The organism is Lentibacillus songyuanensis (assembly GCF_039548255.1).
Lineage (GTDB): Bacteria > Bacillota > Bacilli > Bacillales > Amphibacillaceae > Lentibacillus_C > Lentibacillus_C songyuanensis.
On the sequence record NZ_JBCLVH010000003.1, the window covers coordinates 1 to 21597 of the forward strand.

20 protein-coding genes and 1 other RNA gene are annotated in these 21597 nt (G+C 36.7%); 3 read left to right on the forward strand and 18 right to left on the reverse strand.

Translation table 11 applies throughout. The annotated features are described in order from the left end of the window. Positions 1 to 39 precede the first annotated feature (39 nt). The 11 genes from WMZ97_RS04075 to WMZ97_RS04125 all read right to left on the reverse strand — a co-directional run bounded on the left by WMZ97_RS04075 (position 40) and on the right by WMZ97_RS04125 (position 11464). Positions 40 to 1020, reverse strand: a complete 981-nt coding sequence (locus WMZ97_RS04075; protein ID WP_343270800.1) for a flavin-containing monooxygenase — start codon at positions 1018 to 1020, stop codon at positions 40 to 42. Between the two features lie 225 nt (positions 1021 to 1245). Beyond that, positions 1246 to 3642, reverse strand: a complete 2397-nt coding sequence (locus WMZ97_RS04080) for a heavy metal translocating P-type ATPase (protein ID WP_343270801.1) — start codon at positions 3640 to 3642, stop codon at positions 1246 to 1248. Then, positions 3635 to 4000 (reverse strand): ArsR/SmtB family transcription factor, encoded by a 366-nt coding sequence (locus tag WMZ97_RS04085; protein WP_343270802.1) that lies wholly within the window; start codon positions 3998 to 4000, stop codon positions 3635 to 3637. Before WMZ97_RS04085 ends, WMZ97_RS04080 begins: the two co-directional genes overlap by 8 nt. Positions 4001 to 4179: 179 nt before the next feature. Further along, positions 4180 to 4794 (reverse strand): CadD family cadmium resistance transporter, encoded by a 615-nt coding sequence (locus WMZ97_RS04090; RefSeq protein ID WP_343270803.1) that lies wholly within the window; start codon positions 4792 to 4794, stop codon positions 4180 to 4182. A 354-nt stretch (positions 4795 to 5148) separates the two neighbouring features. Further along, entirely contained in the window at positions 5149 to 6792 is a 1644-nt protein-coding gene (locus WMZ97_RS04095; RefSeq protein ID WP_343270804.1) for an FAD-dependent oxidoreductase, read from the reverse strand. Between the two features lie 40 nt (positions 6793 to 6832). Next, a complete protein-coding gene (locus WMZ97_RS04100; RefSeq protein WP_343270805.1) occupies positions 6833 to 7111 on the reverse strand; it encodes a HesB/IscA family protein in 279 nt (92 codons plus the stop codon). Between the two features lie 21 nt (positions 7112 to 7132). Then, complete coding sequence (arsA, locus tag WMZ97_RS04105; protein WP_343270806.1) at positions 7133 to 8905, reverse strand: arsenical pump-driving ATPase; 1773 nt, start codon at positions 8903 to 8905, stop codon at positions 7133 to 7135. Between the two features lie 14 nt (positions 8906 to 8919). Then, positions 8920 to 9276, reverse strand: a complete 357-nt coding sequence (arsD, locus tag WMZ97_RS04110; RefSeq protein WP_343270807.1) for an arsenite efflux transporter metallochaperone ArsD — start codon at positions 9274 to 9276, stop codon at positions 8920 to 8922. Between the two features lie 93 nt (positions 9277 to 9369). Continuing rightward, positions 9370 to 9789 carry an arsenate reductase (thioredoxin) gene (gene arsC / locus WMZ97_RS04115; protein WP_343270808.1) on the reverse strand — a complete coding sequence of 140 codons (420 nt, stop codon included), beginning with the start codon at positions 9787 to 9789 and terminating at the stop codon, positions 9370 to 9372. A gap of 15 nt (positions 9790 to 9804) precedes the next feature. Continuing rightward, positions 9805 to 11103, reverse strand: a complete 1299-nt coding sequence (locus WMZ97_RS04120) for an arsenic transporter (protein WP_343270809.1) — start codon at positions 11101 to 11103, stop codon at positions 9805 to 9807. Positions 11104 to 11119: 16 nt separating this feature from the next. Then, positions 11120 to 11464 carry an ArsR/SmtB family transcription factor gene (locus WMZ97_RS04125; RefSeq protein WP_343270810.1) on the reverse strand — a complete coding sequence of 115 codons (345 nt, stop codon included), beginning with the start codon at positions 11462 to 11464 and terminating at the stop codon, positions 11120 to 11122. A gap of 418 nt (positions 11465 to 11882) precedes the next feature. Here WMZ97_RS04125 and WMZ97_RS04130 point away from each other — a divergent pair, with 418 nt between their 5' ends. From WMZ97_RS04130 to WMZ97_RS04140, 3 genes are all read left to right on the forward strand, one after another. Continuing rightward, the gene (locus WMZ97_RS04130) at positions 11883 to 12203 is read left to right on the forward strand and encodes an ArsR/SmtB family transcription factor (protein ID WP_343270811.1); all 321 of its coding nucleotides are present in this window, start codon (positions 11883 to 11885) and stop codon (positions 12201 to 12203) included. A 91-nt stretch (positions 12204 to 12294) separates the two neighbouring features. Continuing rightward, positions 12295 to 13179 carry a permease gene (locus WMZ97_RS04135; RefSeq protein ID WP_343270812.1) on the forward strand — a complete coding sequence of 295 codons (885 nt, stop codon included), beginning with the start codon at positions 12295 to 12297 and terminating at the stop codon, positions 13177 to 13179. Between the two features lie 63 nt (positions 13180 to 13242). Next, positions 13243 to 13389, forward strand: a complete 147-nt coding sequence (locus WMZ97_RS04140) for a hypothetical protein (protein WP_153834510.1) — start codon at positions 13243 to 13245, stop codon at positions 13387 to 13389. A gap of 1108 nt (positions 13390 to 14497) precedes the next feature. Here WMZ97_RS04140 and ssrA read toward each other — a convergent pair. From ssrA to WMZ97_RS04175, 7 genes are all read right to left on the reverse strand, one after another. Further along, positions 14498 to 14863, reverse strand: a transfer-messenger RNA (tmRNA) gene (gene ssrA / locus WMZ97_RS04145). Between the two features lie 112 nt (positions 14864 to 14975). Beyond that, positions 14976 to 15446, reverse strand: coding sequence for an SsrA-binding protein SmpB (gene smpB / locus WMZ97_RS04150; RefSeq protein ID WP_343270813.1), 471 nt, complete (start codon positions 15444 to 15446; stop codon positions 14976 to 14978). Between the two features lie 167 nt (positions 15447 to 15613). Continuing rightward, positions 15614 to 16567 (reverse strand): metal ABC transporter substrate-binding protein, encoded by a 954-nt coding sequence (locus WMZ97_RS04155; RefSeq protein WP_343270814.1) that lies wholly within the window; start codon positions 16565 to 16567, stop codon positions 15614 to 15616. Between the two features lie 50 nt (positions 16568 to 16617). Then, on the reverse strand, positions 16618 to 17499 hold the full coding sequence (locus WMZ97_RS04160; protein WP_343270815.1) for a metal ABC transporter permease: 882 nt from the start codon (positions 17497 to 17499) through the stop codon (positions 16618 to 16620). Continuing rightward, a complete protein-coding gene (locus WMZ97_RS04165) occupies positions 17499 to 18242 on the reverse strand; it encodes a metal ABC transporter ATP-binding protein (protein ID WP_343270816.1) in 744 nt (247 codons plus the stop codon). The genes WMZ97_RS04160 and WMZ97_RS04165 overlap by 1 nt, the downstream gene beginning before the upstream one ends. Positions 18243 to 18566: 324 nt before the next feature. Beyond that, positions 18567 to 20735, reverse strand: a complete 2169-nt coding sequence (gene rnr, locus WMZ97_RS04170; RefSeq protein ID WP_343270817.1) for a ribonuclease R — start codon at positions 20733 to 20735, stop codon at positions 18567 to 18569. Between the two features lie 59 nt (positions 20736 to 20794). Then, positions 20795 to 21541 carry an alpha/beta hydrolase gene (locus WMZ97_RS04175; RefSeq protein ID WP_343270818.1) on the reverse strand — a complete coding sequence of 249 codons (747 nt, stop codon included), beginning with the start codon at positions 21539 to 21541 and terminating at the stop codon, positions 20795 to 20797. Between the last annotated feature and the right edge of the window lie 56 nt (positions 21542 to 21597).

The following is a 21597-nucleotide window of genomic DNA, read 5'->3' on the forward strand; positions in this document are numbered from 1 at the left end:
TACTCCCACGGGCAAATAATATATAAAGCCCACCTTAACTTATAAAAATTTGTGTCTTGACAATGGGGTCCACTTTAAACCTTCCATATTGGTAATACCTCTATTATGTATAGGTTTTCCTTTCCCACCTAATACACCTGATACATTTAACCATGAATAATCAGGTTTAAAACCAGTAGCCCAAATTATGTTATCTACATCTAGAAAAGTGTTGTCTTGGAATATAACTTTATTTTCCTTACCACCAATTGTTCTTTCTTTAATAGCAACGTCACCATTTCGAATCGCATACTTCAATTCGAGACCAAAGATTGGGTCCCCTCTTTTTTGAATTAGTTTACCAAAGAGTGAATTGGAAGTTGCTTTTAGAACACCAAACTTATCAAACCACCAAAATATACTTTTATTTCTAATTTTCATTGGTAGAAACGTTAAATGTTGACTGGTAGATAGAAAAGTTTTCATTTCCTGTGAAAGTTCCAGAGCTATTTGCGCTCCACTATTTCCACCGCCCACAACTAAAACCTTACCTTCTTTTAACTGAGATGGGTTTTGATATTCAGATGAATGTAACTGAACAATATCCTTTGATAATTTATTCGCAAGGTCAGGAATTTTTGGTTTCTGAAAGGGACCAGTAGCTATTATGATATTTTCAGCTTTATATTCCATATTCTCCGTAGACTCAGTAGAAATATAATAAATATTATTCTTTCTTTGAACATCCGTCACGTTAGTTTTATATTTAATTGGTAGGTTAAAAGATTCCGCATAGACTTTTAGATATTGTGAGATTTCATCCTTTGTGGGAAAGTCTTGAGGATCCCCTTTGAGATCTAGCCCCGGTAGCGCACTGTATGCTCTTGGAGTAAATAAAACTAAGGAATCATATCTCTTATCCCATACTTCCCCTGCTTCTTGACTTTTATCTAATATGAGGAAGGAATGATTAAACTGCTTTAGGTAATAACCTATTGCGAGTCCGGCTTGTCCAGCACCAATAACAATCGTATTGTACATTTCATCACCTCCTAGCGGTATACTATGTGCTTAATTATTATTAAACTATTCAATTCATAGTAGAATAGTAAATCTTTGCCTATTGGTATTGTGTTTGAACCACACTAGTGTTACTAAACTCATATATATAACCAAATCTAATTTCCCTCTATATATTGACCCAAAGACGCAATAGATTACTCTTTAGAAAGGGGTTTCCCATCTACTGGAAAACCCCTTTTTACTTTATTCTTTAACTCTCATAAGCCTTAAACCATTTAACGCTACAAGTAGAGTTGCCCCCATATCAGAAGCAATAGCAATCCATAGCGTTAACCAACCTGGTATCACTAATAGTAAGGCAATTAATTTAATACCTAGCGCAAAGGTAATGTTAGACTTGATTATATTTAATGCTTTACGGCTTAATTTTACAGTGAACGGCAGTTTTGTTAAATCGTCTCCCATTAGGGCAACATCTGCCGTTTCCAGTGCTGTATCAGTACCTGCACCACCCATTGCAATTCCAACGGTGGAAGCCGCCAGTGCAGGGGCGTCATTGACACCATCCCCGACCATAGAAACGTTACCATACTTGGATCTTAATTGTTTAATATAGTCTAATTTGTCCTGTGGCATCAGTTCTGCCTGAAAGTCCGATACCCCGACATGACCGCTGATGGCATTTGCGGTGGCTTTGTTATCACCTGTAAGCATAATCGTATTTTCGATGCCAAGTTGATGTAGTTTTTGAATGACTTCCTTACTTGATTCACGAACTTCATCAGCTACTGCAATGACAGCAAGTAATTCATTTTCAGTTCCAACAACCATCACTGTTTTTCCTTGGTTTTGAAGTTCTGTAACATTTTCATCTATTTTTTTATTGAAAACTGATCCTAATAATTCTTTAAATAGTTTTGGACTTCCAACATAGTAGATCATTCCATTTATAATACCCTTAATTCCTTTACCTGTAATAGAAGAGAAGTCATCAACCACTACATCGGAATAGGAAATGTTTGATTCTTCCGCTTTCTTCATAATTGCCGAAGCAAGAGGATGTTGGGAACGATACTCTAACGCAGTAATAACAGACAACAATTCTTTTTTACTCGTATTATTGTCTAATACCTCAAAATCAGTTACAACTGGAACCCCTTTGGTCAATGTACCTGTTTTGTCAAATGCAATAGCCTTCAAGGCTCCCATTTCTTCTAAATATACTCCACCTTTTACAAGTACACCTTTTTTAGCCGCATTTCCAATTGCTGAAACGATAGAAATCGGAGTTGAAATTACCAATGCACAAGGACAACCAACAACTAACACAGCTAAACCTTGATAAACCCACGTTTCCCAACTTCCACCTAAGAACAAAGGAGGAACGATAGCTACTAATGCTGCAATGACCATGATAATCGGCGTGTAATATTTTGCAAATTTATCAACAAATGCTTGAGACGGGGCCCGTTCGCCTTGTGCTTCCTCAACAAGATGAATTATCTTAGAAATCGTTGTATCTTCTACAAGTTTGGTGATTTTTACCTCAAGTAAACCTTCTTCATTTATCGTACCTGCAAAAACTTCATCATCAATTGTTTTTTCAACTGGGACTGATTCACCAGTGATAGCAGCCTGATTAACAGCGGAGTTTCCGCTTACAACCAAACCATCCATAGCTATCTTTTGACCGGGTTTAACAATCATTATGTCACCAACATCAATGTCATCAACGTGGATCATCAATTCTTGCCCATTCCGTCTAACGAGCGCCTCATTAGGTGCAATGTCCATTAAAGAACGAATGGATTGCCTTGCTCTATCCATAGAGAATCGTTCAAGGGCTTCACTAATCGCAAAAAGAATTACGACAATAGATGCTTCAGCCCATTCTCCAATGATAGCAGCTCCTATAACAGCCACTGTCATGAGGGTTTTCATGTCAAAATCAAAATGTAACAAGTTCTGAAAACCAACTTTAAAGAGTGAGAATCCTCCGATCACAATGGATGATACAAATAATAATGAAGTTATAAGATTCTCTTCCCCGTTCACAAACAGGGAAAGGTAGCCAAAGACAATCAATAGAGAAGCAAATAATAAAGTGCTATGCTTTTTATGAAAAGGAACTTTTTCTTCTTTTTTAACCTCTCTAACCTCTTTAGTTTCTTGTGTAGCTTGCCTTACTGGTTTTTCTGGTGACACTTTTAGATTCTCAAATGCACCAGCTTTTTCCAATTCCTTGATTGTTGCATTACCTTGAACAGAAATTTTAGATGCGCCAAAATTTACTTTTGCATCTTGAACTCCCGGAAGTTGTATAACATTTTTTTCAAATTTACCTGCACAATTTGCACATGAAAACCCCTCTACACGATATACATTTTCAACTATTTTTGGTTCACGTTTTGGCTTTTCCGGAGCTACTTTTAAATTCTCAAAAGCGCCAGCCTTTTCTAACTCCTCAATTGTTGCATTACCTTGAACAGAAATTTTAGATGCGCCAAAATTCACTTTCGCATCTTGAACTCCCGGAAGTTGCTTAACATTTTTTTCAAATTTACCTGCACAGTTCGCACATGAAAATCCATCCACGCGATATACATTTTTATCCTCTAATGACTTTACTGCCTCACTCAACTTCGACAACCTCCTTCTGGTGTTCGAAGGCTAAATTTATAAGCTTCTTTACATGCTCATCATCTAATGAATAAAATACTAATTTTCCTTCTTTGCGGTATTTGGCTAACCCTAAATTTTTTAACAATCTTAAATGGTGAGATGCTGTAGCAGTAGTAGATCCTACAATGTTCGCCACATCGCAGACACATAACTCGTCTTCTAAAGACAAAGCATAGGCAATCTTAACCCTAGTATCGTCTGACAGAGCCTTAAAAACTTTAGCTACGTCCATAGGATTTTGTTTAGTAAGGTTATTTTTAGCTCTGGTTACCTTCTCTTGATTGATACACGTCACTTCACAAATATCTTTTGTCATATTATCCCCCTTATATATTCAAATAAACACTTGAATGATGATTATATTTATAATATATTCTTCTATAAACAAATAGTCAAACAATTATTTGATTAAATTCAAAAAATTATTTTCGACAATTTAATGTAATTCGCCTTTAGTTAATAACTAATTAAAAGTGTTTATAGCCATTTTCTTAATTAATTAAACCAATTTAATATCATACTAAAAGTTCCATTTTCAGACATAATCATGATTCCTAAAATCACAAAAACAATTGGAACAATAATTTTCTCGTATTTTTCTACTGTTTCGGATACACCTTTTACAGCTGATATACGGTGACAGAAATATAATAACACTCCCGCAGCAATATAATAAATTACGATTGTAACGGCTAATTCAATTTTGTTTAAGGTAGTAAAATAAGGAATATAGACACCCAAATTATCTCCACCGGCTGCTAACATAATGACCGCTACACTAAATATAAGACTACTGAAACGATTGGTAGACTTTAAAACTTCTTCATTTTCTTCATCCTCATCGTCTTCTTTTTCAAACAAAACCTTCAAACCGATAAATATTGGAACCAAACCAAGTAATCCAATCCATTGCTGTGGAATTAAAGCAAGGCCAAAAGCTGCTAAAAGGCTAACTACTATAAGTATGGTAAAGCCTAAATATTGGCCTAATACTATGTCTCTAATCGAGCCTTTTTGCTTTTTCATTTGCGCAAATAAAACAACTAAAATCACAATGTAATCAATGCTTGTCGCTATGTAAGAGAAAATAGCAGATATAATCGTAGCCATTACATTAAACCTACCTCCTCTCTGAAATATATGTTTATATTCAGGCACATCTTAAACTTATTAATCATGTCCATATGTTCAAATACACCTTTGAACGATAATTCACATTGTTTATTTTATAACTGTATAACCAAATAGTCAAATGATTGTTTGAATAAAATACACAAATTTGGTTATTTAAAAGACTTGTATAAACTCATATTAATAAATTCCTTACTTTACAGTCTTAGCTGCCTTCAGAAAATGGGCCAATTGATATGAATAGTTAATGACGGAGGCGATAATACATTTATTAAGTCTATTTTTATTTTAGTAAAATTTAAAAAAGCTGTTGCTTTGAACAGCTTTTTTCTATTATCTCCCCTTATTAAAACTCTGGTAATTCTTATTCCCACCAGAAAGATTAAATACATCTTTAAATCCCATATTTATTAACACATTCTGAGCGGCATTACCGGTTACACCTTTATTACAATACGTTACTGTAGGTATATTAGGATCCAATTCTTTCGCTTCCTCACGCAACTTTGCTAATGGAATATTTACTGCTCCATCCACTTTCGATACTTCATACTGATTCCTTGCTCTTGTATCGATGATTTGGAAGCTTTCTCCGTTATCAATTCGGTCCGTTAATTCTTGTGGGGTAATCAGTTTATTTTTCTTATCAATCGCATTTTGTAAAGCCATACCCGTGTACATAACAGGATCTTTGGTTGTACTAAAAGGTGGTGCATATGCTAAATCCAAATGAAACAAATCTTCCGCTTTCGCTTTAAAGGAGATTGCCGTTACGAATACATCAATTCGCTTATCGACTCCATCTTCTCCAACGATTTGTACACCTAAAATTTGGCTTTTTTTTCTATCTGCAATCGCCTTGATTATTAATTCTTTTCCACCCAGATATTCTGCTCTCGCAGGTTTAATATTGTGTAATACCTCGATATCAAACCCTTCTGTCTTAGCCTCTTTTTCACTTAAACCAGTATAGCCTACCGCTAATTCAAACACCCTTAAAATTCCTGTACCTAAAATCCCGCGATGTTCCAAATCACCACCAGTAATTACATCTCCAGCGATACGTCCCATTTTATTGGCTGTAGAGCCTAACGGACGATAAATAGGTTTTCCTGTTATAATTGAAAAGCTTTCTGCTACATCCCCAACGGCATAAATATCATGAAGATTCGTTTGCATTTTCTGATTTACTTTAATTGCTCCAGATGTACCCAAATCTACGCCAATCTCTTCCGCCAGTTTGGTATTAGGTCTCACACCAGTTGCTAAAATAACCATATCAGAATCAATGACATTTCCACTTTTCGTTTCCACAGATTTTTCCGAGATCACAGTTGCTTCTTCGTTTAGTAACAAATTTACTCCGTTATCTCTAATATGTTCTTCTACACGGAATGCCATATCTTTATCCAAATGTGGCATGATCTGATTGCTGCGCTGAACAATGGTTACTTCTAATCCTTTATGAGTCAACTGTTCTGCCATTTCAAGTCCGATGAAACCTGCACCGATGATAGTCACCTTTTTCGGATTATTAGAAACCATAAACGAATTTATAGATGCTGTGTTTTGGATATTACGGACATGAAAGACGTGTTTCATATCTACCCCTTTGATTGTTGGTGTAATTGGAGTCGCACCAGTTGCAAATACCAAGGTATCGTAATTGTCTTCTTTCGTCTCACTGGTATCCAAATTTTTAACTGTAACTATTTTCTTATCTGGGTCTATCTCGATAACTTCATGACGGGTATGAATATCAACGTTGTAACGTTTTTTAAACCACGCAGCACTTCTCGGTGTTAATGTCTCTAATTCATCCACTTCTCCCCCTAAAAAGTAGGGGATTCCACAAATGGAATAAGAGATATCATAGTCTGCATTATATAACGTAATTTCTGCATTTTCATCGTTTCTGCGTGCCTTTGCAGCAACTGATGTGCCGGCTGCTACCGAACCAATAATTATGATTTTCATATTATTATATTCCTCCGTAACATCTCTTGTTGTAAGTCTATCAGCATTGATCCATGCCTAATAATACAAATTGTGAACCATTTGGTGTTTCATCATTGTCTAAAGTTAATTCTTGTACTGTATCTTTAACATCCTTATCAATGGCGACTTTAATTCCTTCAACTTCTTCAACAATATCGTTTTCCTCTGGTGCATCTAGGGAAATACCTAATTGCGGACCACAACATCCCGCACCCATCGAGTAGAAGCGAATACCTTCTGCACCCTTTTCTTGAAAAAGCACCTGTAATTTATTTTTAGCCTTTTCTGTGATATTCATTATAATTCCTCCTCTTATTTTTTAAAGTTGAACAAATTCCTTCAATTGGTCATAGCCTATTTTTACTTCCTTCATCCAAGGGATTAACGCACTATTATCAGCTAATTCTTCTTGTACTTTCTTAATCCATTGCCTTTCCGATGCTGCACGTGCTTTTAATACTTTATCTGTTGTTCCTGTTGCAGATAAACTTCGATTGATGACCCACCATTTTGGAGTTATCTCTGCTCGCTTTAAGTCATCCTGCAAGCGTGTTGCCTCAAAAACAGGAGTTGCTTCTGGCAATGTAACAACGACTACCCCTGTCTCTTCTGGGTTACGCAGTCTTGGCAATAACTTTTTCACACTTTCTGGAATTTCACCTGTAGAACGGCTCATTTCCTTGTGATAAGCCTCCGATGAATCAAGTAAAAGCAACGTATGCCCGGTTGGTGCAGTATCAATAACAACAATTTCTTGTTCAGACCTTTCTACTACATCGGCAAAAGCACGGAACACCGCAATCTCTTCCGTACATGGAGACTCAAGGTCTTCCTGTAAGTAGGCAAGTTCGTCATCATTCAATTCACCAGCATTAATGATTACTTCTTTTTTGTAAGCTTCCACTTCTACTTCTGGGTTAATACTGCTGATGGATAGATTCTCATTAACAGTACCGTTTTGGAACATATAATCCAGATGTGCTGCTGGGTCAGTTGTTGTTAAATGAACTTTATGTCCTTTTTCCGTCAATCCAACTGCAATTGCTGCAGCAACAGATGTTTTTCCAACTCCACCTTTACCCATTGTAAAAATAACACGAGTATTTTTAGATGAAAAATCATCAATTACATCCTTTAGTTCAGAAAGTGGTGCAAGTTCAGTACCCTGATCGTCCTCCTTGAATTCAACTAAAGGAGCATCACTCACAATCTGACGAAGGCGATCAATACCAGTTAACGAATACGATACAAAAGGTAATGAGAAGGTTTGAATCTTTTTCAATTCATCTGGCGTTTTCGTCAGTGCTTCATGCTGCCCTTCATAAAAAGCAGTAGATACATCATCATTTTGTTCATAAGACTGTAATAACCCATTTATGACGAGCATTTGTTTTTGGATGCCAATCTCTCCAAGCTCTAATGATGCACGGTTCGCTTCAATCAGTGTTGATTCCTCTGGTCTTGCAACTAAGGTTAATGTTGTCTTTTGTCCGTCAGAAAGAGACTCAACTGCTTTTTGGTACATATCCTTCTTATCACCAAGGCCTGCTAATGGACCCAAGCAAGAAGCTCCATGTGTAGCTTCTTCTAAATAACCTGACCATGCTGTAGGTAAGGATAATAAACGAAGGGTATGACCCGTTGGAGCTGTATCAAATAAAACATGGTCGTATTCGCTAAATATCTCTTCGTCTGCTAATAAATGCGAGAATTCATCGAATGCGGCAATTTCTACGGTACATGCTCCGGAAAGCTGTTCTTCCATCTGATTGACTACCGACTCTGGAAGTTTATCGCGATACGGTCCAATCGTTTTCTCACGATATACTCTGGCTGCTTCTTCTGGATCAATATTACTGGCAAATAGGTTTTTCACATTTGGAATTTCAACTGGCTCACGAGATAATTCTATTTCAAATACGTCCTGCAAATTAGAGGCAGGATCTGTACTGACTAACAAAACCTTTTTTCCTTGATCAGCAAGTGCGACTGCTGTTGCACATGCTACGGATGTCTTACCAACTCCGCCTTTTCCTGTGAAAAATAGGTATGGTGTTTCGACATGCTGTGTTGGATTATAAAGTGTATGCATTTTATGATTCTCCTTTAGTCGAGTTTTACAGAAACACGTACACGAGGTTTCTGGGTTAATTCTTCAGCACTTACTTCCAGCCACTCCGCAAATTCCTCATTAGTTGGATAAACACCTACTTTTGCGACTTCCCCATCTAGAAGTGTTATAGGAAGTGCATCTACTCCTTTTTCCTGAAGTACTTGATTAACCGTTACATTGTCTGCAAAATCTGCAGGGTCATTTGCTAAATTAAATCTCTTGATGTCCACACCTTTTTGTTCCATTGAATAAACTGCAGAAGCCACTCTTGTTAGGTTTGGATCAACACTTGGTCCACAAACTCCTGTAGAACAGCACATAGCTGGGTCAAAGATTTCTACTTTTTTCATAGGTAATACCTCCAGTTTATTGATATATAACTATATACTTATATGATATCAGATAGATAAGCCTTGAGTATATTCTCATGGCTTAACTACCAATCACTCTCCAGTTTCTGCAAATCGTTTAATTCGTTCACCAATTTCGTCCCGAACACGCTGAAATACTTGCCATACTTCCTCTTCTGTACCTTCCGCCTTTGCTGGATCATCAAATCCCCAATGTTCCTTTTTTACATGAGGAGGCGTCATTGGACAACGATCCTTTGCATCACCACATAAGGTGACAGCTATTGTTGCGTTATTTAAAAATTCTGGGTCAATGATTTCCGATTTTTGATCTGTTATATCAATACCAACCTCCTTCATAGCTTTTACGGCATTGGGATTTAATCCATGTGCTTCAATACCTGCACTTCTCACTTCCCACTCATCTCCAAGATACTTTTTGGCCCAACCTTCTGCCATTTGACTTCTGCAAGAGTTACCTGTGCATAAGAAATAAATTGTTTTTTTACCCATATAAATACTCCTTTATCAAAATATTGTTAATGTTAAATATAGACCTAGTAACGTGATAAACAGGATTGGTAGAGTTAGAATAATACCAGTCTTAAAATACGTTCCCCAAGAAATCTTAATTCCTTTTTGTGAAAGAACATGAAGCCATACTAATGTTGCTAAAGAACCAATTGGTGTTATTTTTGGACCCAAGTCTGATCCGACAACATTCGCATAAATAAGTGCTTCTCTTAACACACCAGATGTATTTGTTTCCGCAATTGCTAAAGCATCAATCATTACCGTTGGCATATTATTCATGATGGATGATAGAAAAGCAGCAATGAATCCCATTCCAACGGTAGCAATAAATAAGCCTTCTTCGGCAACCGTTTGAATGACACTTGCTAGAGCAGTGGTGAGTCCCGCATTTCCTAATCCATATACCACGACATACATTCCGATGGAAAAGAACACAATATCCCACGGCGCTCCCTTAATAGCGTTTTTTGTATTTACTGCGGAACTCTGTCTACCCATAATAATGAAGAAGATAGCAATGGTTCCTGCAATAATGGAAACAGGTATATTGATAAATTCGCTAGTAAAGTATCCAATTACTAATAAGCCAAGGACATACCATGATAGACGAAACATTTTATGATCTTTAATAGCATTTCTGGGTTCGGTTAATTTAGAAACATCATACGACCTTGGAATACTTTTTCTAAAATAAATCAGTAACACGGTAATGGTTGCAACTAATGAAAATAAATTTGGAATAATCATTCGTGAAGCATATTCAACAAATCCGATACCAAAGAAGTCCGCAGACACAATATTTACTAAGTTACTTACAATGAATGGCAATGATGTTGTATCAGCGATAAAACCACTCGCCATGATAAACGGAAAAATCATTTTTTCTTTGAATTTTAAATTACGTACCATAGCAAGTACGATTGGTGTAAGAATTAACGCTGCACCATCATTCGCAAACAAGGCAGCAACAATAGCACCTAATATACTGATATAGACAAACATTTTTATTCCATTACCCTTTGCAAAACGGGCCATATGTAAGGCAGCCCATTCGAACAATCCAATTTCATCTAAAATTAAAGAAATAAGAATGATTGCTACGAATGCCAATGTGGCGTTCCAAACGATTTGTGTTACTTCGATTACATCACTAAACCCTACGACTCCTACAATTAGAGCTATAACTGCTCCTCCCATTGCAGACCAACCAATATTTAAACCTTTTGGTTGCCAAATGACTAGGACGAGGGTTGCTACAAATATGAGTATTGCGAGTATAAGCGTTGTTGACAAAATAATACCTCCAATATTAACAACAATTAATTCGTGTACCTTTTTCTTCTAGTTCTTTTATTTTATAATCCTGACTCGGAAGTTGATCAAGAATTGGTTGAATAAATGAATAAAACTCATTATTTTTATTTACTGAGTAGAAAATCCATTGTCCTTTCCTTTCTTCCAATACCAGTCCTAAATCTTTAAGCTTACGCAAGTGTTGACTAACAGCTGGTTGACTAAACTGAAATATTTCTACAAATTCACATACACAACAAGCGTGATTATCCATTAATTTCATCATCGTTAGACGTGTCTTGTCACCAAGCAGTTTTAAAATGTTCGCAGCTTTGTCTATTTCAAAAGATGTTTGCAGCATTTAAATCCCCCTTTTTATTATTTATTATGAAATTAGTATATAACTATTTGCTTATATATTCAATGGGTTAATACACAGAAACATGAAATTTTAAAAAATCATTTTATTTTACTCCCTACTACTATTTTTAGAAACAAAATCCTTATACACATGCATTAATTTTTGGAATTTTAATTTCATACTTACTTTTCTTCCACCGTTCCTGTAATCCAGCAGGCTTTTCTACAATCCTAGTGTTAAAAACAAAGCCAATTTTATAGTTCTTTTCGAACAACTCTCATGCGGAACATCGTGTTAAAAGGGAGATATGGGGGAATTCATCAAATAAATTTGATTAAAAAGGTTGCAATTTAATGTTATGGATAATATACTTGTTAATAAATCAAAAAGAATTGATGTATTAGTTGGAGGTGAAATAATGGAATTAATTAAAAAGGTAAATGAATTAGGTGAAGATGAGGCACTTGATTTTTATGAAAATATGTTTAATGCATTAGCTGATAAAATAAGATTAAAAATTATAAATGAAATTAGTAAAAGTCCAAATAAATCTTTGTGTGTCTGTGATTTAGAAGAAAAATTAGAGTTAAAGCAATCAAAACTATCTTATCACTTAAAAAAATTAGTAAATGCTAATATTCTGATTCCAGAAAAACATGGTACATGGAATTATTATAAAATTAATGAAGAACAAATACAGTTTGTCTTATCTGAAGATACTTGTTGTAAAATTTTCTAACGGGTATCTTAGTTATTTATTATATAAATCAACTTTTTTTGATTTATATATCAAAAAAAGTTGATACATAAAATGTGAAGGAGTTATATATATGACAGACTCAATTTTAGAATTTATAAAAACCTTTTTCATGCTATTTTTTGAATTGCTTGCTTTATTTATTGTAGTGAGCTTTATTGTGAGTTTAATTCAACAAATAATATCAGAGGAAAAAATTAAAAAATTTTTAAGTCGCCCAAACAAAGCTGTTAATTATTTATTAGGTACATTGTTTGGTGCAATTACACCATTTTGCTCCTGTTCAACAATACCCATACTAGCAGGGTTATTAAATTCCAAAGTACCATTTGGACCTTCAATGAGTTTTTTAATTGCTTCACCCTTAATGAATCCGGTTATGATTTTCATGCTTTGGGCATTGTTGGGTTGGGAAATTGCGCTAGTATATTTTATCGTGCTAAGTATTTTTAGTATTTTAACGGGGCTTATATTTTCAAAACTTAATTTAGCAGGGACGTATAAAGGTGTAACTGTTAAAGGTGATGGCTTTTTCAGTAATAAACAAGGGTCCAGAGTTAAGCAAGCTTTAAATGATGCATGGGCATTTCTTTATCCAATGCTTCCTTACTTATTCATAGGGGTCTTTATTGGTGCATTTATTTATGGATTTGTTCCAGCAGAGTTTATTACAAAATATGCAAGTGGTGACGGCATTTTCTCCGTAATGATTGCTTCGGTCATTGGTATTCCAATGTATATTCGTCCCGAAACAATGTTACCAATTGCAGAAGCACTTGTTTCAAAAGGTATGTCAATGGGTACTGTAATTGCTTTAGTTATTGGTGGTGCAGGTGCAAGTATTCCTGAAGTAGTTATGTTGTCTAAACTATTTAAGAAGAAATTTTTAGTTGCATTTATTTCAGCTATTTTAATTGTGGCTATAGGTACAGGTCTTATCGTTAATTTAATTCTTTAGGTTTAAAAAGAAAATAGTTGTTGCGCTTGCATCACAAATCACCCTTTTAAGGAGGTGATATTCATGGCAGAAAAAAAGTCTGGTCTTAAAAAGTTGTTCTCTAAACCCAATTGCTGCAGCATTGAAATCGAAGAAGTCAAACAAACTGAAAACAACAGCTGTTGCGGATCTTCAAAGGAGAACACTAATAAGCAACGGAAAGAGGCTTAATAAGGAAGGTCAAAACTTGCAACTATTGCAAAAGGGCTTCGTTTAGAGGCCCTTTTACTTTAATTACTCATAGAAAAGGATGATACCAATGATTGTCAATCATGTAAGTACATTGAGTAAAGAATACTTTAAATCGTAAATTCAATTTATTATAATATCAAACTGAATTAATATTAGAACCAGCCTGAATTTAATATTGAAATTTAGTTAAAATAAACGTTTGAGCTATGATTAAAAAGCTATTGATTCTAATTGAATAATGCCCTCCATCTTCTACATACTCTTACTTCCAATGTACAACAATTTAGAGGTAGATAAGAACTTTTTAACATGAAAACACCTTTTGTCTGGGGATTAACTATATAATGATAGATACCGACTTTTCACTAAAGAAAAAGGCATTTAGGTGACGATTACAAAAAAATCGGAAATCGTAATAGATACGATACCGATTGCTTCTATAAAGACTAAATACATAGCACACTTCTTTCCATTTATTAATTAGAGAGTTTCCAACGCCTTTGTATAAAAAATTTAAAGGAGAGCATATCATTTCTGCTCTCCAAACCTTTTTTTATTATTTTTGAATAAATTATATATCTTTGGAAATAATAAAATATGTTAGTGCAATTTGTATTTTAGACATAAAGAGTGAGGAAATATTTACCTTCCTCATTTTTTTATGCAATCCCTCCTCTTTAAGCTTTATTTTATCAAATAAACTTTTCTTTAATTAGAAGTGATTTGATGATTTCCTTTTAACTATTCCATTTTTCTCATCTAGAAGACGTAATATAAAATCCTATATAAATTCTTCAATACCATTCATTTATTACCACAACATTGAAATTCCTATAATTCAATTACCAATAAAGTATTTTTTGTGTTCATAATGAATTGAACCACATTAAAAAGTGTAAAGTGATTTACAATTTTACCTTGAAATTAGATTTTATTGACGGCATAAATGATGATTTCTTAATATATTAGCTATGAAAGTTGAAGAATCAAGCATAAAATTTCCTAAAATAAAATAAAGCATAAAGCTTCCAAACGGAAATTTTATGCTTTACGTCACAGAATACAAAAAAACCACCAACATATGTATTGGTGGAGACGGTGGGAATCGAACCCACGTCCAGAGATATCGCCACTCAGGCTTCTACACGCGTAGTTGGTATATTATCCTTCGCTACATCGTCAGCCTACCAACAGGCTTTCGAGTAGCTAGTCTGATTGGTTTCAACTATCATCCTCAGACGGCGAATGACAGTATAGCCCGCTTCATTTGAGACCCTTCAATCTGCATCACGGGCGAATGCAGGAAGGATCGCTTTAGTACTACTTACGCAGCAGCTAAAGCTGGTTGATTGTTAGTTTTGCCAGTTATATTTAGGCGAATAACGTTTTACGAGCCGTAACCTCGACGTGCAACCTGAGCTCAAACTATCCCTGTCGAATCCGTAACGTCCCCATAGAAGAGTAACGCTCGGGAATATATTGAGCTGTTATTAAATGGATCATGTCTTCCTAACGACAATTCTTATTATATCACAAACTACAGTAAAATCAAGGGCTGGAAGGTTTTACATCCGATCACGGTCTTTGATGGCCCGATCAATATCGCGTTTCATTTGCTTGCGTTTCAAATCTTCCCGCTTGTCGTACTTTTTCTTACCTCGTCCAAGACCTATTAATATTTTCGCAACACCGTTTTTGATGTACACTTTTAATGGAACAAGTGCATACCCTTGCTGCTGGGTAAGTCCAATCAGTTTATCAATCTGCTTGCGATGCAGCAATAACTTCCTGGACCTTGTAGGATCATGGTTGAAGCGATTCCCCTGTTCATAAGGCGAAATATGCATGTTGAGCAAATAGACTTCACCGCGATGGTTGATACGGGCATGCGCATCCTTTAAATTCACTCGTCCATTACGAATTGACTTGATCTCCGTCCCCTGTAATACAATTCCTGCCTCATATGTTTCTTCAATAAAATAATCATGTGATGCTTTTTTATTCTGCGCAATTGTTTTTCCGATTCCTTTTGGCATACGGCGTCCTCCTACTGTCTACATGGTCATCATTTTAGCAAAGAAATTAAAAAAAGCCAATACTTACAACAGATCAGCAAGTAAAAACCTGTTTCGCGAAGCAGCAGCTCTTTATTTCTAAAAATATATAAGCCGCATTTCCCAAAGGGAATGCGGCTGTTCATTGCTTAATCTTCTTCCAATCCTTCATAAATCGTATCAAAATTCCACTTCATCATGTCATAGTAGGTGTCCCCTTCTTCACCAGGTTTTCCAGTCGAATCCGTGAAAAGCTTTCCTTTAATTGGCACGTCTGTCTCTTTGGACAAACTTTCCATACTGCGTGGATCTACACTGGTTTCCACAAATAAAGCAGGAATATCTTTCTTTTTAACGATATCAACAATACGTTTCATCTGATCAGGGGTTCCTTCATTTTCTGTATTGATTTCCCAAATATACTCGGCATCAAGATGATAAGCTTCTCCAAAGTATTTGAAGCAACCCTCACTTGTGACTAGCGCCTGCTGGTCGTCTGGAAGATCTTTAAAGCGATCAACGGCACCATCATGTAATTTCTGCAATTTTTCAATATACGCTTCAGCGTTTTTTGTATACGTATCCTTACCGTCCGGGTCCTCTTTTATTAAATAATCGCGTGCATTTTCCACATATTTAATCCCATTTGCAACGTTAAGCCAAGCGTGCGGATCCTGTTCATCCTCCTTCCCTTTGGTTGTTAAGTATTTCGGCTCAACTCCTTCACTCAAAACATACACGGGGGAGTCCTTTTTATCCTTATCAGTTGTTTCCAACAATCGATCGAACCATCCATTACCTTCTTCCAAATTAAGACCGTTATAGAAAATGACGTCGGCATCAGCTGTATTTTTAACATCTTCTGGCAACGGATCGTATTCATGTGGGTCTTTTCCTACCGGGACAATGGAATATACATCAACCCGATCTCCTCCAACTTCCTTAGCCATATCATAGAGAATGGAATAGGTAGTCACCACTTTCAGTTTATCTTTTGCGGAACCATTCCCTTCTTTGGTTGAACTGTTATCGTTAGAGGAACAACCGACAACGATGACTAGCATAAATAGTGTTAATAAACCAGTTTTCATAAGATTTCTCATATTTCCCCTCTTTCCTTTCACGTTATAATAATTGTCTGTGTAGATAAATCCTAACCATTAACCTGCCTGTTTCCTAATTGTACTTCACTTCGTTTTCTTCTAGCTGCCAATTTTTTAACGAGTACACCATGTTTTGGTGAGAAGATGAAAATAATTGCAAACAACATGGCCGAGACAAGAACAATGGATCCTCCCGACGATAGATTGTAGGTAAAACTTAGATACAGTCCGACAATGGCTGCAATAACACCAAATACCATCGCTAAATAAATCATTATTGATAGTCGGTCCGTTAACATATAGGCGGTCGCGGCAGGTGTAATTAACATAGCTACAACCAATATGACACCAACCGTTTGTAATGAAGCAACCGTAACTAATGTCAATAATGTCATTAGAAAATAATGAATCAAACGGTTCGGTAATCCATAGGTCGCTGACATCGTCGGATCAAAAGAACTCACAAGAAGCTCTTTATAAAACAGAAATACACATAAGAGAATAACGGCACCAATGATCAGTGTAATCCACATATCAGAAGAACGAACCGCTAATACATTTCCAAATAATATATGGTAGAGATCCGTTGAGCTCTTGAGAGATGTTATCAATATGATTCCCAGTGCCAAAAATGCTGTGAAGATGATTCCGATGGCTGAATCGTTCTTTATATTACTGTTATTGTTAACATAGCCGATCCCTAAAGCAGCGAGCACGCCTGCAACAACTGCGCCAAAGAAAAAATTGATCCCTAGCATATATGAGATTGCAACCCCGGGTAATACCGCGTGTGAAATGGCATCACCCATCAAAGCCATCCCCCGCAAAACGATAAAACTTCCAATCGCGCCACTTATAATTCCGACCATCACCGACGTTAATAATGCCTTTTGCAAAAATCCATATTCCATGATCGCATGTAAAAATTCCATTATACCGTCACCCCACCCTTTTGTAAGAAAGGAAGCTGTGAACCGTAAGCCTTCATCATGACTTCTGGACGTAATACTTGTTCAGCAGGACCTTCATCAATAAGCTGCTTGTTCAATAAAATCACGTCGTCAAAATAAGCATTGGCTTTACTTAAGTCATGATGGACTACAAGCACGGTGTTTCCTTTATTTCTTAAATCCCTCAAGATATTCATGATTGTTTCCTCACTTGTCGCATCAATCCCGACGAACGGTTCATCTAAACAAAATAGCTCCGCTTTCTGTGCTAATGCCCTGGCCATAAACACGCGCTGTTGCTGACCGCCAGAAAGCTCTCCAATTTGACGTTTACTATATTGCTCCATCCCTACCTTTTTAAGACATTCGTACGCCCAGTCCTTATGCTTTCTTTTCGGGCGATGAAACACACCTAATTCCGGATAAGTACCCAGTAGAACCGTATCGATAACATTTATCGGAAACGTCCAATCAATGTCGGAACGTTGTGGGATATATGTGATTTTTTTCCGAACATTATTCATTGATTGACCAAACATCTCAACCCTTCCATGATCCCTTGAGATCAATTCTAGCATCGACTTTAACAGCGTAGACTTTCCCGCTCCATTTGGTCCGATAACTCCTACCAGTTTTCCTTGATCCACATTAAAATTAATATCATGTAACGCTTCATTTCCATGATACGAAACAAATAAGTTCTTTACCGTTAAAGCAGAACCCATATACCATGCACCCCTTTCAACCTAAATTAAGGTTTTTTCACTTTCATTTTCTAATGCTATTACAATGAGCTATTTTCCTTTAATTAGATACTTTTCCCTACTTAGTTCAGCTATCTCAACATTGTGTACATGCACTTAATTTGCGCTACTTATATTGTGTAGTATAAATGACATTTAATTAGCTGTCAACAATTAAATTGCCTTAATGCAACTTTACTTAATAAACTATGCAGATTGCTTATTTATGGTTCAATAAATAACAAAAAAGGATATCCTTTTTGAGAATACCCTTTTTATACATATTTAAATTTAAACAGCTTCAAGCTAATTATTTTTTTTGCGCTTTTTTCGCTTTGGTTTACTGTACGATTGAATCATTTCAAAATCAACTTTATATTCATCAAGGTTCACACTCGTTACTCTAACCTCTACCTCATCGCCGATTCGATAGATGTTCGCAGTTCTCTCACCAATAAGTGCATGACTTTGCTCATCATAATGATAAAAATCGTCCGTCAATGTGCTCACATGGACAAGTCCCTCTACAGTGTTCTCCAGCTCAACAAACATACCAAAATTAGTGATTGAGCTGATCACACCTGTGTATTCTTCTCCAATCCGATCATTCATATATTCCGCTTTCTTCAAGTCATCCGTATCCCGTTCCGCATCCACCGCTGCACGCTCAGTTGACGATGTATGTCTGGCAATCTCCGGCAAGCGTTCTTTCCATTTTTTTATCGTCCGTTTATCCATTTGTTTATTAAGCAGGTAGGTACGAATTAATCGATGCACGATCAAATCCGGATAGCGACGTATGGGCGAGGTAAAATGGGTATAGAATTCGGTTGCCAAGCCAAAGTGACCAATACTCTGCGGGTCATATTTTGCTTGCTTCATCGAACGCAGCATCAGCTTTGATACGATCATTTCTTCCGGTTTCCCTTGGACTTCTTCAATGACCTGCTGTAAGCTTCTTGGGTGAATTTCATTAGCCGTTCCTTTTACTGTATAGCCTAGCCCCGCTAGAAACTCAAAAAAGTTCTGCAATTTTCCTTCATCCGGATTTTCATGGATCCGGTGAATAAACGGTACATCCATCCAATGGAAGTGCTCAGCAACGGTCTCATTTGCTGCCAGCATGAATTCTTCAATCAGCCGTTCAGCAACGGAACGCTCCCGTAACACCACATCTTCTGCTTTGCCATTTTCATCCACTAATACCTGTGCTTCTTTAAAATCAAAATCAATCGCGCCCCGAGACATCCGTTTTTTTCGTAATATGGCTGCCAGTTCTTCCATTTTTTCAAACATCGGAACGAGAGAGGCATACTGCTGACGAACATCTTCCGCCTTATCAACTAACATTTGATTGACATCATAATACGTCATTCGTTCTGTAGTCTTAATCACGCTTTGAAAAATTTCATGTTCCACGACTTCCCCTTTGGTATTGATCTCCATTTCGCAGCCAAGTGTTAACCGATTCACCTTGGGATTTAATGAGCAAATACCATTTGACAAGCGATGCGGAATCATCGGGATAACCCTGTCCACTAAGTAGACACTATTTCCCCGTTCGAAGGCCTCTTTATCCATCGGGGTGCCTTCTTTTACATAATAACTGACATCTGCAATATAGACACCAAGCTTGTAGTTTCCATTATCCAATTGTTTCACGGTGACAGCATCATCAAGGTCCTTGGCATCGGCTCCATCAATGGTAACAATGGTTTCATCTCGCAAATCACGTCGATGGGAAAGTTCTTCTTCATGAATACTTTCCGGTGCCTCTCCAGCCTGAGCTAACACTTCTTCAGGAAAATCTATTTTAATACCATGCTTATAAATAATCGAAATAATGTCGATACCAGGGTCATTTTTATGGCCGAGGATTTGTATAACTTCCCCTTCTGCACTTTTTCTTCCCTCAGGGTATTTCGTGATATATACAATGACCTTATGTCCACTTACTGCACCGTTTGTCATATTTTTGGGTATAAAAATATCATTGGGAATGCGTTTATCATCGGCAATGACAAATCCAAATGAACGGTTATCCTCATACGTTCCAACTACCGTATGGACCGCACGCTCTAAGATCCGAATCACCTTTCCTTCTGGTCGATTACCAGCCTCGCTCTTCTTTTCCAATCGAACGAGTACCTTATCATTATTCATTGCCGAAGCAAGATCGGAGTAATGGATGTAGATATCCCGCTGTTCATCATCATCCGGGATTAAGAACGCAAATCCTTTCGCATGCATCTGAATATGCCCACGGATTAAATTCATTTTTTCCGGCAGTCCAAACCGATTTTTCCGGGTACGAACAAGTTCACCCGCTTCTTCCAGTTCATTCAATGATTTAATAAGTTCTTTAAAGCTATCAGAATCCTCCAAATTCAATTCTTCCTCTAATTCTTCCACTGACAACGGCCTTGTCCCATTTTCATGAAAAAAATCAAGTACCTGCTGCTTTATTTCATCCATACGTTCACCTTCTTTCTTTTCTATTATTTACCTATTTGCATGTTTTATAAACCCCATACCTATTCTTCCCAATCAAGTGATTCAAGAAATTGATACACGTCCTGATACAATTTATCTTTTTCCTTGTCCAACGTAATGACATGTCCTGATTCTTCATACCACGTGATATGCTTTTCATCCGTTTCCACACTGTCATAAATAAAATCCGCACTTTTGGTATTAATCATTTCGTCTTTTCGCGCCTGGACCACAAATGTAGGGGTATAAATGGTATCTATATTATTCTTTACGTCCGTTATGAATGAGCCTAATTGTTTAAACAAATCAGCCGAGTTTTCGAATAAATCCTCCACTTCCTGTTTGACTGTGGCAACGTCTTTGCCCTCCAGTTGCTTATATTCTTTGGCAAACGTCTTAAATCCACGAGTCAATTGCGTTTTATTATCAAAAAACATCGGGGCACACATCGGGATGATTGCTTTTATTTTTTCCGAATACGCAAGCTTGAGTCCTAATACGCCTCCAAGTGACAATCCGGCAACAGCAATTTCCTCATGACCGAGATCGTGTAAATGCTGTAGTGCATTTTCAACATCTTCCCACCACTGTTCCGGGGTTGCCTGAAGTAATTCCTCCGGCGGTAAGCCATGTCCCCGATAAATTGGTGCATGGGCCGTGTATCCACGCTTTTCCAAAAACCGTCCCATCATCCGTACATCTGCCGAATGCCCGGTAAACCCATGTAATAACAATACCGCACGTGGCCCTGCTTCAAACGTAAACGGCTCTGGTTGTTTTATTTTCATGCTTGTTCAAACTCCTTTTAAAAATCCTTTACCACCTATTGTACATGAAATCGCAG

Excerpts from the sequence above, each read along its gene's own strand:
- WMZ97_RS04075 (WP_343270800.1), bottom strand. The coding sequence starts at position 1,020 with ATGTACAATACGATTGTTATTGGTGCTGGACAAGCCGGACTCGCAATA.
- WMZ97_RS04085 (WP_343270802.1), bottom strand. The coding sequence starts at position 4,000 with ATGACAAAAGATATTTGTGAAGTGACGTGTATCAATCAAGAGAAGGTA.
- WMZ97_RS04090 (WP_343270803.1), bottom strand. The coding sequence starts at position 4,794 with ATGGCTACGATTATATCTGCTATTTTCTCTTACATAGCGACAAGCATT.
- WMZ97_RS04095 (WP_343270804.1), bottom strand. The coding sequence starts at position 6,792 with ATGAAAATCATAATTATTGGTTCGGTAGCAGCCGGCACATCAGTTGCT.
- WMZ97_RS04100 (WP_343270805.1), bottom strand. The coding sequence starts at position 7,111 with ATGAATATCACAGAAAAGGCTAAAAATAAATTACAGGTGCTTTTTCAA.
- arsA (WP_343270806.1), bottom strand. The coding sequence starts at position 8,905 with ATGCATACACTTTATAATCCAACACAGCATGTCGAAACACCATACCTA.
- arsD (WP_343270807.1), bottom strand. The coding sequence starts at position 9,276 with ATGAAAAAAGTAGAAATCTTTGACCCAGCTATGTGCTGTTCTACAGGA.
- arsC (WP_343270808.1), bottom strand. The coding sequence starts at position 9,789 with ATGGGTAAAAAAACAATTTATTTCTTATGCACAGGTAACTCTTGCAGA.
- WMZ97_RS04125 (WP_343270810.1), bottom strand. The coding sequence starts at position 11,464 with ATGCTGCAAACATCTTTTGAAATAGACAAAGCTGCGAACATTTTAAAA.
- WMZ97_RS04130 (WP_343270811.1), top strand. The coding sequence starts at position 11,883 with ATGGAATTAATTAAAAAGGTAAATGAATTAGGTGAAGATGAGGCACTT.
- WMZ97_RS04135 (WP_343270812.1), top strand. The coding sequence starts at position 12,295 with ATGACAGACTCAATTTTAGAATTTATAAAAACCTTTTTCATGCTATTT.
- WMZ97_RS04140 (WP_153834510.1), top strand. The coding sequence starts at position 13,243 with ATGGCAGAAAAAAAGTCTGGTCTTAAAAAGTTGTTCTCTAAACCCAAT.
- smpB (WP_343270813.1), bottom strand. The coding sequence starts at position 15,446 with ATGCCAAAAGGAATCGGAAAAACAATTGCGCAGAATAAAAAAGCATCA.
- WMZ97_RS04155 (WP_343270814.1), bottom strand. The coding sequence starts at position 16,567 with ATGAGAAATCTTATGAAAACTGGTTTATTAACACTATTTATGCTAGTC.
- WMZ97_RS04160 (WP_343270815.1), bottom strand. The coding sequence starts at position 17,499 with ATGGAATTTTTACATGCGATCATGGAATATGGATTTTTGCAAAAGGCA.
- WMZ97_RS04165 (WP_343270816.1), bottom strand. The coding sequence starts at position 18,242 with ATGGGTTCTGCTTTAACGGTAAAGAACTTATTTGTTTCGTATCATGGA.
- rnr (WP_343270817.1), bottom strand. The coding sequence starts at position 20,735 with ATGGATGAAATAAAGCAGCAGGTACTTGATTTTTTTCATGAAAATGGG.
- WMZ97_RS04175 (WP_343270818.1), bottom strand. The coding sequence starts at position 21,541 with ATGAAAATAAAACAACCAGAGCCGTTTACGTTTGAAGCAGGGCCACGT.